Source organism: Legionella rubrilucens, assembly GCF_001468125.1.
Lineage (GTDB): Bacteria > Pseudomonadota > Gammaproteobacteria > Legionellales > Legionellaceae > Legionella_C > Legionella_C rubrilucens.
In genome coordinates, this window is record NZ_LNYT01000005.1 from 29,114 (window position 1) to 40,545 (window position 11,432).

Sequence of the window (11,432 nt, forward strand, 5' to 3'; positions counted from 1 at the left end):
TTTAATGAAGTAAATTAGGGTTTTCCATGGTTTAAATTCGGTTGATATACAATGAAAAAAGTTATAAAAGAGGTAAATGAATTGTAAAAGATGTTCCCTTGTTTTCACCCCCACTGCGAGCGTTAATCGAGCCGCCATGAAGTTTAATTAAATTATTGGCCAGGGCCAGTCCGAGACCAAACCCTTCTTTTTGCTTTATAAATCCCTGGTTGAAAAGCATAAAAATGCTGGATAAAAATTCGGCTTTTATGCCTTTGCCATTGTCAGAAACAACAATTTCAGCGAAGCGCTGACGGGGTTGGACGTGCGATTGCGATTGAATTGTTATTTCTCCCCCTTCAGGCGTAAATTTAATCGCATTGGCAAGCAGGTTTGAAAAAACCTGCTTTATCCGGGTCGGATCACAGGAGACAATCAGGGGTTTTGAACATGACAGGCGGAGAGACACTGATTTTTTTTCCGCGGATGCCCTCATGGAGTCAACGGAAATATGAATGAGCTGATTCAGATCGGCCGGTTGCATGTCCAGGGAAATCTTACCGAGAATAGTTCCTGAAATGTCCATTAAATCATTAATAATGGTGTTTTGTGTCATCGCGCTGTCTTCAATGGCATTCAAGCCAATAGCCAATTTTTCTTTAGAGATGTGCTTGCTTTTTAATAACTGAGCCCAGGTCAAAATCGCCGTCAGCGGTGAACGGAGTTCATGGGAGAGTGTGGCTAAAAATAAATCCTTGGCATGGCGGCTCTCTTCTGCCTTGATTTTTTGCGCCTGGAGTGTTTCTTCATGTTGCCGATGCTGAATCAGATTAGCGGTTTCATGGGCCAGCAAATCCAAAATTTTAAGCACCTCACGATCGGGGTAATAGCTGCGTTTCCAATAGAGGGCAATAACTCCCAGCAGGCGGCCATAGGCGATAACCGGCATCGCCATCATACTGCAAATTCCGCTTCTCTGCAGCAAGGCCATTGCGGGATCATTTTGATTCAATGCAGGATTGTTTATCGTATCAATATGAATGGTTTTAGCTTCCATGGCGGCCCTCCTGCAAGGGCTTTGTCCCTCATTGAGAAGCGGCAGTGATTGCCGCATTTCTTTATCAAAGCCATGGCTTGAAACGGTATGGAGCGTATGTGAGATCGGATCATAAAGCTGTAGATTGCCCTTATCCGCCTGGGCAAATTTCACGAAGGCCCTGACTAACGTTTGTAGCAGGGAGGAAAGCGCATGGCGGTCACGCAGACGCAGGCTTATTTTGTGAAGATAAGTGAGGTAATCCTTGTCAGATGATGGCCTTGAAAGGTGTTCGTCGACAGCGAACTGACCTGGGGTTTGAGTTATTTTTTTTACCACATAGTCATCCATTCAATGTCCGGAAAAATTAGATAAAAATAGCTTTTTTTGCTTTTTTTAAATTTATATTTTTAAGCACGGAATTTTATATTGTAATTTAGTGTCAAGCAAATATATTATTGATAATTATTTGAATTAATGATTCGTAATAAATAATAATTGGATAATTTGCCCGCCATTGGTATTAGGATGATGAAATGATGAATAGAAATGTTCTCCGTGTGTATTTGGTTGAAGATGATGCGTCAATCAGCCGAGCCCTGGTTGCCTTGTTTGAGTCAGTTAAAATTGAAGTGTGCAGTTTTTCTGATCCTGCGGCCTTTCTTGAGGAATTTGAAAAAGGGAGTATTCAAAATGGCTGCATCCTTTTAGACATTCGTCTTCCCAACATGGGCGGTTTGGAGCTGTATCAAAAAATGAAAAAACACACCACGCTGCCTGTCATTTTTATCACGGCTCATGGCGATATTGAAATGGCAGTTAAAGCCATGAAACTAGGGGCATTCGATTTTATTTCCAAACCGTTTAATAACCAAATTCTACTCCAGGCTGTGCAGCGATCATTTTCCTTAATCCCTTTGGCCAATATTATCAGTCAATTTAAAACCAATTTATTGACATTAACACCAAGAGAAAAAGAGGTGCTCGAATACATTATTAAAGGTAAAATGAATAAAGAAATCAGTTATATGCTCGACATCGCCCTGTCAACCGTTGAAATTCACCGTTCCAACCTGATGAAAAAATTGAAAATAAAAAATCTCTCGGAATTAATTCATTATTATTTAATGGCCAAGGAAGCGGCAGCCAATGAGGCGTTGCTTGAAAAAAAACCGGAGACGTATTAGTTGCTGGCTTTTCACCTGGCCGAAGCTAAAATTGATTTAAACCATCGATTCTTCACAGGGGATAGGGGGTTATGAACCGGATCAGGGATGTCTTGGCCTATCTTAAAGAGCATAAGCTGGTTTTAACCACAGCCGAATCCTGTACGGCCGGAAGAATCATTCATCTGCTGTCCAAAATCTCAGGCAGCGGTACCTGCCTGGATGTGGGCTATGTGGTTTATTCCGAGGCCGCCAAGAAGCGGTTATTGGGCGTAAAACAAAAAACCATTGCTTACTGTGGATTAACCAGCGAGGAAGTGGCACGCGAGATGGTTTGGGGTGCACTCAGGCAAAGCGCGGCAAACGTCGTTGTCGCCACCACGGGGGTGGCCGGACCTGGAGCCATGGATGGCATCCCTCAAGGTACCATTTGTTTTGCCTGGGGATTTAGGATGGATAAAACACCGGTTATCTATTCACAAACCCGGCATTTTCCTGGAAATCGCAGCGGAGTACAAACCCGAGGGGCGGAATATGCCCTGGTGCATATTCCGCCTTTTCATCAGCGCTGCCTTCATGAACGCTCCGCCTGATGACCCTCACGATGGTGAAACAGTTTAAGCATGGCCTCGTTAAACTGCGGAATATCATCCGGCTTCCTGCTGGTCAATATCTGGTCATCACAAACCACGGCTTTATTGACCCAGTGAGCACCGGCATTGATTAAATCGGTTTTAATGGATGGCCAGGACGTCACCTGATGGCCTTTGACCACATCCGCATTAATGAGTAGCCAGGGGCCATGGCAAATGGCGGCGATGGGTTTATGCTGCCTGTGCATGTCACTGACAAAGGACACGGCCTCTGGAAAGAGGCGCAGCCTGTCCGGATTGGCCACGCCGCCAGGCAGCAATAAGGCATCGAATTCGTCTGCCCTGGCTTCGTTTAAGGGGATATCGACGTTAAATGTATCGCCTTTTTCCAGATGATGAAATCCTTGCAGGGTGTCCTTTTCAGGAGAGACCAGAAACGTTTCTGCACCGGCTTCTTTAAGGGCCTGCTGTGGTTTAACCAGTTCGACCTGTTCAAAACCATTGGCTACCAGAATAGCCACTTTAAGACCATTGAGGTTTTCCATGTTTTTCTCCGTTTATCTCGGTGATCTAATTATAGACAATGAGTAAAATGCATTATTAATTAATGGGTTGTGATGGCGATGTGGCTTGCTCGAACTGGCAGCATCCAGGCATGCGATGATTGATTAATACCGGCTTTAGACGTTTAATAGTGCCACTCAGGCGAAAGGGGGCGTGTGATGGCAAAATTGTATTTTTATTATTCGGCAATGAATGCCGGCAAGAGCACGGTGCTCCTCCAGTCAAGCCATAACTATCAGGAGAAAGGTATGCAGACCCTCCTGCTGATGCCGGCTCTTGATAATCGTTACCAATACGGGACAATCACCTCACGCATCGGCCTGTCCGAACCAGCCTATGCCTTTCATCCGGAAGACAACCTGTATGCGCATGTTCTGAAAAGCCGGATGGAAAAGCAGTATGCCTGTGTGTTGATTGACGAAGCGCAGTTTTTAACGCGGGAACAGGTTTATCAACTGACAGAGATTACCGATCAACTGTCTATTCCTGTACTGACCTACGGTTTACGGACTGATTTTCGGGGGGAACTGTTCACGGGCAGTCAATACCTGCTGGCCTGGGCTGATGAATTGGTAGAAATTAAAACCATCTGTCATTGCGGTCGTAAAGCGACGATGAACCGACGAATCAATGCGGCCGGTGAAGTCGTTGCTGAAGGTGAGCAATTGTTTATCGGCGGCAACGAAAGCTATGTTTCCACCTGTCGACGCCACTTTAAAAGCCGTCAAACGGTTTCTGAAACTGAACCTGTGCCATAAAATTGTTCAATAACGATACCTTTTCGCATTATTTTTTGATACAATAGCGCGCAACTTTGGCGCGCCGTATTAAGGAGTAACATTGTCTGATTCAGCGACGGTGAATTCGAGGGTCGTTTTGCCTCGTGGTGGCCTGATGGCTTGGCTTGTGTGTCTGTCAGCCGGTTTGTTCTTCTTTTATGAGTTTTTCCAGCTCAATATTTTTGATGTCATCAATCAGCCCCTGCGTGACGATTTTCATCTGGATGCGACGCAGCTTAGCTGGATGTCAAGTTCCTACCTCTGGGCCGATATTCTTTTTCTGTTGCCTGCCGGAATCATTCTTGATCGTTATTCCATACGCCGGGTTATCCTTTCCGCCATGTTCATCTGTGTGATTGGTACGGTCGGTTTTGCAATGACCGATTCCTTTTTATTGGCTTCGTTTTTTCATTTTTTATCCGGCATCGGTAATGCGTTTTGTTTTCTGTCCTGTGTCGTTTTAGTCTCCCACTGGTTTCCGCCGCGTCGTCAGGCGCTGGTTATCGGCAGTCTGGTAACCATGGCTTTTATTGGCGGCATGATGGCTCATACGCCCTTCGCCCACCTGAATGAAACCTACGGCTGGCGCAATTCATTGCTTATCGACGGCGCGGCCGGTGCCTTGTTGCTGGTGTGGATTTACATCATTGTCAAAGACAGCCCCAATGCAACGCGGCTTGAGCGTAAAATCCAGACCCAGGCCGTGCTGCCCGGTTTTGTTAAGGCCCTGCGCAATCGCCAGAATTGGCTTTCCGGGCTATACACGTCCCTGCTCAATCTTCCCATCATGGTTCTCTGTGCTTTATGGGGCGCAAGCTACCTGCAGGTTGTTCATCGCCTGCCGGAAATGGCCGCCAGTAACGTGGTCAGTCTGATTTTTATCGGCAGCATTATCGGCTGCCCATTGGTGGGCTGGTTGTCTGACACCCAGGGGCGCCGTAAGCCCTTGATGATACTGGGTGCCTTGGCGACGTTAATCACGGTCGTTCCCCTGTTCCTTGATGTGGCTCTTTCACAAACCCAGTTGGGCCTTCTCTTTTTTGCCCTGGGCTTGTTTACCAGCACCCAGGTCATTAGCTATCCCCTGATTGCGGAAAGTAATGATCCGGACAATACCGGCTCGGCAACGGGTGTGGCGTCTACTCTGATTATGGGTGGGGGCGGCGTCGGCCAGGTGTTATTCGGCTGGCTGATGCAGCATCATGCCGGCACGTCGGCACAACAGTATACCGTCGCTGATTTTCAATTCGCGATGTGGATGTTCCCCTTGACGGTGATCGCTGCGCTGATAGCGGTATTGTTAATTCGTGAAACTTACTGCAAACGTTAGGACAGAGGAGTTTTTTATGCAGATGGTCGGTGAGTATAGGGAAGAAACCAAAGCGTCACCTCGTATTTTACCCTGGGTGGTTTGTTTTAGCGCATCGCTTTTTTTCTTTTATGAGTTTATTCAAGGCAATATGTTTGCATCCATTGCCGACAACATCATGCACGACTTTCAGATTCAGGCGGATAAAATGGCATACCTGTCCAGTATCTATTATCTGTCCAATGTTCTGTTCCTTTTTGTCGCCGGTATGGTGCTTGATAAATACTCCAATAAAAAAACCATTTTGTTTGCCATGTTCCTCTGTGTGGTCAGCACGTTTATTCTGGCCCACGCCCAATCTTTTTATCTAGCCCTGCTGTGCCGGTTCATCACCGGCATTGGCAGTGCTTTCTGTTTTCTTGGGCCTATCCGGATTGCCTCGCGCTGGTTTCCCCCGCGCCGTATGGCGATGATTACCGGAGCGGTAGTGACCATGGCCATGACCGGCGGCATGCTGTCGCAATACCCGCTCACCAAACTGGTCGCACAGGTCGGCTGGCGTGACGCCTTAATTCAGGTCGGTTGGCTCGGCACGGCCATGCTGATTTTCATGTGTTTCGGCATTGTCGATAAAAAACAGACGGTCACTGGCGATTCTAAAAAAATTGACATCAAAACCATCATTCGCAAAGCCTATCTGAATTCCCAGAATCTCCGTGCCGCGCTGTATACCAGCCTCATGAACATGGCGATTGCTGTTTTTGGCGCCATGATGGGATCCTTGTATCTGATGCAGCGGCTGGATATCAGTAAAGAAGATGCCTCGCTGGTCAACACCATGCTGTTCCTTGGCGCCATTTTCGGCGGCCCTGTGATTGGCTGGATGTCTGACAAACTGGCGCTGCGTATCATGCCAATGAAAATGGGGGTTCTCGCATCACTGGCCACAGTACTGGTTATTTTATTCGTTCCCGTGTCGCTGCCTGTAATGAAAGTATTGTTTTTCCTGCTCGGCTTTTTTACGGCGGCGCAAGTGATCAGTTATGCCCTGGTGGCAGAAAGCAGTTCGCCGCTGATGACGGCGACGGCCGTGAGTGTCATTTCCATCCTGACCCAGGGCGGTTACATTGTTTACCAAAATGTTTTCAGTCAACTGCTGATGCACCATGGCGAGATGCAGATGGTGCAGGGCGTGCCCGTTTATTCGCTGGGCGATTATCAATACGCGGCCCTGATGTTGCCAGTCGGTTTAATTATTGCTTTACTGGCATTAACAGGTTTGCGTGAAACACATGGTCGTCACATTGAGGGGTAAGCCGGATGCCGGGACGTGTATGTATACTTTTATTGGATTCCCTGGGGATTGGGGCAAGTCTGGATGCCCATCGCTACGGCGATGAGGGCGCCAATACCTTTGCTCACATCCACGAAGCCTGTGCAGAGGGCCAGGCTGACAGGCCCGGTCTGCGTCAGGGACCGCTGACGCTTCCTAACCTGACCGCCGCAGGGCTATACCATGCAGCCATGGCCAGTTCGGCCGCCACCAGTTTTTCGCTGGAAGGCCTTGCCGATCCCATTGGCTATTACGGCTATGCTGTGGAGCAAAGCCTCGGTAAAGACACGCCCAGCGGGCATTGGGAATTGGCGGGTGTGCCGGTGACCTTCGAATGGGGGTATTTTCCGGATACGGTTCCCTGTTTTCCTGAAAAGCTGATTGCTGAATTGATTCGTGATGCGAATCTGCCGGGCGTGTTAGGGCAGAAGCATGCCTCCGGGACGGTCATCATTGACGAACTGGGGGAAGAACACATTAAAACAGGCAAGCCCATTGTCTACACGTCGGCAGACAGTGTCTTTCAGATTGCTGCGCATGAAGTGCATTTTGGTCTTGATCGCTTGTATGAACTCTGTGAAATTGCCCGCCGCCTGGTCGATGAGTATCAAATCGGACGGGTGATTGCCCGTCCCTTTACAGGACATCCAGGGCATTTTTCTCGCACTGGCAATCGCCGTGATTATGCCACTTTACCGCCTGCGCCCACGTTGCTTGATGAGTTGAAAAAAAGAGGCCGGGAAGTCATTGCCATTGGCAAAACCGCCGATATCTTTGCCCATCAGGGCATCACCCGTACCATCAAGGCCGATGGGAATATGGCGCTGTTTGATGCCACGCTGGACGCGATGAAATCCGCACCGGCAGGCAGTCTGGTGTTTACCAATTTTGTTGATTTCGATTCGTCCTATGGTCACCGCCGCGACACCGCCGGTTATGCGCATGCGCTGGAGCAATTTGATGCCAGGCTCCCCCAACTGCAGGCTTTACTGAATGACGACGATGTGATTGTCATTGCCGCTGATCATGGTTGCGACCCGACTTTCCCGGGTTCGGACCATACCCGCGAGCATATCCCCGTTCTCCTGTTTGGGCCTAAAACACCCAGCTGTTTTATCGGGCGACGCGACAGTTTTGCGGACGTGGGCCAGAGTCTTGCCCGCTACCTGGACATCGAGCCCTTGCTTCATGGGGTTTCTTTTCTCTGATGGGCTATCCGGTTGCTTTCCTCGATTTTTGCGCTACGGTAGAACACAAGCCGACGTCGCTGCGCAAAAATGTGCTTTATATTTTATGGCGCAGCAGCAAGCCGCTTAAGGCTTACGATATCGTCGAACAATTGCTGCAGTTTAACGCCAATGCCAGGCCGCCTGCTGTTTACAGGGTGCTGGATTATTTTGTCGCCTTGGGTTTAGTCCACAAGATCGAATCCATTCAATCCTACTCGCTATGTCAGGAGCATGAAAAAAAATACCATTGTGAATTATTAATGGTATGTAATCACTGCCATACGGTCGCGGAAGTGTATGATGCGGATTTGCATGCCCTGATAAAACAGTTAGGTCTCAAACAGCAATTTGCCCTGCAGGAAGACAGTATTGAAATCAAGGGATTGTGTGAACCCTGTCAGCAGCTACAGCGGACCCCCCGTTTAAAAAAGGCATAAAAAAGTCATTAATGGCTATTGAATTTCTAACGTCATGCCCCCACATAAGCTCTTTCAGTATGTATGAGGAATTATCTTGGAACAATACCGTGGAACAACCATCCTGTCAGTGAGGCGGGGAAACCGGGTCGTGATCGGCGGAGACGGGCAGGTCACTATGGGCAACACCGTGATGAAAGGCAATGCCAAGAAGGTTCGACGCCTCTATAAAGACAAAGTCATTGCCGGTTTTGCCGGCGGTACCGCGGATGCGTTTACCCTGTTTGAACGGTTTGAACGCAAACTGGAAATGCACCAGGGGCATCTGGTACGTGCGGCCGTGGAGTTGGCCAAAGATTGGCGTACCGATAAAATTCTGCGTCGTCTCGAAGCCCTGCTGGCGGTGGCTGACAACAAGGCTTCTTTAGTCATTACCGGTAACGGCGATGTCATTGAACCCGAAGGCGGCCTGATTGCCATTGGTTCCGGCGGTCCATTTGCCCAGTCAGCAGCCCGCGCTCTTTTGGAAAATACCGAATTGCCGGCGGTGGATATCGTTCGCAAAGCCCTGGCAATTGCCGGCGATATTTGTATCTACACCAACCATAATTTAACCATCGAAGAATTGGATAGCGACAGTGAATAATGCAATGATGACTCCTCGGGAGATTGTGCAAGAGTTGGATAAGCACATTATTGGGCAGGATCAGGCGAAACGGGCAGTTGCCATTGCGCTGCGTAATCGTTGGCGGCGTATGCAGATTGCAGACTTAGCCTTACGCAGTGAGATCATGCCAAAAAACATTTTAATGATTGGACCGACCGGTGTGGGTAAAACTGAAATTGCCCGTCGCTTGGCCAAATTGGCGCAAGCCCCCTTTATCAAGGTTGAAGCCACCAAATTTACTGAAGTGGGTTATGTTGGCCGCGATGTCGATTCCATCATCCGGGATCTGGCGGACATTGCCATCAAGCAGGAACGTGAACTGGCCATGAAAAAGGTTGAAAACTTAGCCGAAGAAGCCGCCGAAGACCGCGTTCTTGATGCCTTGCTGCCACCAGCGCGTGGCAGTCTGGTTCCCAGCGAAAAAGAAAGCTCGACCCGCCAGATCTTTCGCAAGCAACTGCGCGAAGGGACGTTGAACGACAATGAAATTGAAATTGAAATCGCGGCCTCACCCGTCGGCGTGGAAATCATGGCCCCGCCTGGCATGGAAGAAATGACCAGTCAATTGCAGGCCATGTTCCAGCAGGTCGGCAGCGGCCGCACCAAAACGCGTAAAATGACCATTGCCAAAGCGATGAAAATTATTCGTGAAGAAGAGGCCTCAAAACTCATTAACGAGGAAGACATCAAAACGCGGGCCATTGAAAAAGTGGAACAGCACGGGATTGTATTCATCGATGAGCTTGATAAAGTGGCCCGGCGGGCAGAGCACGGCGGTGGTGGGGATGTGTCTCGGGAAGGGGTGCAACGGGATTTGTTGCCCCTGGTGGAAGGCACGACGGTTTCGACCAAATACGGCATGATCAAGTCTGATCATATCCTGTTCATTGCCTCCGGTGCTTTCCATGTTGCCAAGCCGTCTGATTTAATTGCTGAATTGCAGGGTCGTTTACCCATTCGTGTGGAATTGGCTGCACTCAGTGTGGAGGATTTTGTCCGCATTCTGACAGAACCCAGTTGCTCATTAACGCAGCAATACACATCCCTGATGGAAACGGAAGGATTGACATTGACCTTTGATGCCTCGGGCATCAAGCGCATTGCCGAAGTGGCCTGGCAAGTTAACGAGCGCACCGAAAACATTGGGGCCCGTCGCCTCTACACCGTCATGGAGCGTTTGCTGGAAGTGGTCTCTTTCGAAGCCACCGACAAAGCAGGCGAATCAGTGCACGTGAATTTGGCCTATGTCAATGAGCACCTCGGCAAGTTGGTTGCTGATGACGATTTGGCGCGTTACATTTTATAAAAAAGCTTCCGCGTGCAGCGGAAGCGTTTCAATTATAACGTGCAGGTCGACGAAGGATCGCCTGAGTCGGCCATGTAATTCACGGCAATGGCTGCTGCTGTCAGCACTCCAGCACCAAAGAATAAAAACGAACACTGCCTGTTTCGTTTCTGACGCTCCAGCTGCTGTTTCCGTTCATTCTCCTCTCTGACCTCTTCCTGGCTCTTGTATTTTGTTATTTCCGTTTTGATTGTATTGACCAGGCTGGGGACATCATCCACATCGAGCATGGGTTGATTAGCCAGCTTCTCCATGGCTGCGAAAACCTCGCCGGCCTGCGCTTTAGTTTCGTCAATGAGGTCTTGGGAGGCGCCGGTGTCATTGGCAGAAAAATGCTCAATACAGGTTTGCAGTGGCAGGGTTATCTCCAGAGGAGAGTAGGACGGATTGATGATCTGTTGATAGACAAGAGAAAAGCCCAATCGACAAAAGAGCGCGGCTTCGGAAGGGGCATTTCGTAACTGATAGTCAAAATTGACCAGCAGTTGCAAAATCTGCTCGATCACAGGGTAGGGGTCATCCATGTCAGCATATTCAATGTGGAAATGGGGGTACTCATTATGCGCATTGATATTGTGATAAAAATTGGGATCATGCGCATGGATAGTATCTTCGCCAAACAGTGAAACATGGCCATCGAGCACCTTCGCGGGAGGCAACTTGTGAGCAAAGGAAAATTGGGGGCACTCACTGCCATCCACGTGGCCGCTGCATTTCAGCAACAGACTAATAAGCCCCTCCATAAAATAGCTGTTGATCGTCTGTTGTTTCTCCGTTTCACCGCGTTGATGAAAAAGTGTAAACGTCAGTGTGCGATCATCGTAGACAAACTCCACTTTCCTTAAAAAGGCGCTTTCGCTGAAGTCAATGATGGCACGTGTGCCTGTGTGTTTATGGTAAATCGTGGATAATTTCATGAAGACCTCCGAAAGTCATTAAATCAGTGCCTTGTGTAACGTAAGTTTACATTTGTGTTAAGAAAGAACATAATGGGGCAATTTATAGCGACTATGGTG

The 11,432-nt window shown here is 48.6% G+C and carries 11 protein-coding genes and 1 pseudogene; 9 read left to right on the forward strand and 3 right to left on the reverse strand.

Features of this window, described 5'->3' with window-relative positions; genetic code table 11:
- Window positions 1-61 precede the first annotated feature (61 nt).
- Window positions 62-1,366 (reverse strand): GAF domain-containing sensor histidine kinase, encoded by a 1,305-nt coding sequence (locus Lrub_RS01970; RefSeq protein ID WP_058530527.1) that lies wholly within the window; start codon window positions 1,364-1,366, stop codon window positions 62-64.
- Between the two features lie 185 nt (window positions 1,367-1,551).
- On the opposite strand from Lrub_RS01970, the gene Lrub_RS01975 reads away from it, so the two are divergent.
- Both Lrub_RS01975 and Lrub_RS01980 read left to right on the forward strand, forming a co-directional pair.
- Entirely contained in the window at window positions 1,552-2,202 is a 651-nt protein-coding gene (locus tag Lrub_RS01975) for a response regulator transcription factor (protein WP_058530528.1), read from the forward strand.
- A gap of 71 nt (window positions 2,203-2,273) precedes the next feature.
- Window positions 2,274-2,774, forward strand: coding sequence for a CinA family protein (locus Lrub_RS01980; RefSeq protein ID WP_058530529.1), 501 nt, complete (start codon window positions 2,274-2,276; stop codon window positions 2,772-2,774).
- Here Lrub_RS01980 and Lrub_RS01985 read toward each other — a convergent pair.
- Window positions 2,756-3,319 carry a type 1 glutamine amidotransferase domain-containing protein gene (locus Lrub_RS01985; RefSeq protein WP_058530530.1) on the reverse strand — a complete coding sequence of 188 codons (564 nt, stop codon included), beginning with the start codon at window positions 3,317-3,319 and terminating at the stop codon, window positions 2,756-2,758. The genes Lrub_RS01980 and Lrub_RS01985 overlap by 19 nt on opposite strands.
- Window positions 3,320-3,496: 177 nt before the next feature.
- Between Lrub_RS01985 and Lrub_RS01990 the strand changes: the two are divergent.
- From Lrub_RS01990 to hslU, 7 genes and pseudogenes are all read left to right on the forward strand, one after another.
- Window positions 3,497-4,143: pseudogene (locus Lrub_RS01990) on the forward strand (thymidine kinase).
- 35 nt (window positions 4,144-4,178) lie between these two features.
- Window positions 4,179-5,447: an MFS transporter gene (locus tag Lrub_RS01995; protein WP_058530532.1), complete on the forward strand. Its 1,269-nt coding sequence runs from the start codon at window positions 4,179-4,181 to the stop codon at window positions 5,445-5,447.
- Between the two features lie 16 nt (window positions 5,448-5,463).
- The gene (locus tag Lrub_RS02000; RefSeq protein ID WP_058530533.1) at window positions 5,464-6,741 is read left to right on the forward strand and encodes an MFS transporter; all 1,278 of its coding nucleotides are present in this window, start codon (window positions 5,464-5,466) and stop codon (window positions 6,739-6,741) included.
- 5 nt (window positions 6,742-6,746) lie between these two features.
- On the forward strand, window positions 6,747-7,967 hold the full coding sequence (locus tag Lrub_RS02005) for a phosphopentomutase (RefSeq protein WP_058530534.1): 1,221 nt from the start codon (window positions 6,747-6,749) through the stop codon (window positions 7,965-7,967).
- Window positions 7,967-8,425, forward strand: coding sequence for a Fur family transcriptional regulator (locus Lrub_RS02010; RefSeq protein WP_058530535.1), 459 nt, complete (start codon window positions 7,967-7,969; stop codon window positions 8,423-8,425). The genes Lrub_RS02005 and Lrub_RS02010 overlap by 1 nt, the downstream gene beginning before the upstream one ends.
- 76 nt (window positions 8,426-8,501) lie before the next feature.
- Window positions 8,502-9,050 carry an ATP-dependent protease subunit HslV gene (gene hslV / locus Lrub_RS02015; RefSeq protein ID WP_058530536.1) on the forward strand — a complete coding sequence of 183 codons (549 nt, stop codon included), beginning with the start codon at window positions 8,502-8,504 and terminating at the stop codon, window positions 9,048-9,050.
- Between the two features lie 4 nt (window positions 9,051-9,054).
- Window positions 9,055-10,377: an ATP-dependent protease ATPase subunit HslU gene (hslU, locus tag Lrub_RS02020; protein WP_237760730.1), complete on the forward strand. Its 1,323-nt coding sequence runs from the start codon at window positions 9,055-9,057 to the stop codon at window positions 10,375-10,377.
- Between the two features lie 32 nt (window positions 10,378-10,409).
- Here the strand turns inward: hslU and Lrub_RS02025 are convergent, their stop codons facing one another.
- Complete coding sequence (locus Lrub_RS02025) at window positions 10,410-11,333, reverse strand: hypothetical protein (protein ID WP_058530538.1); 924 nt, start codon at window positions 11,331-11,333, stop codon at window positions 10,410-10,412.
- Window positions 11,334-11,432: the final 99 nt, after the last annotated feature.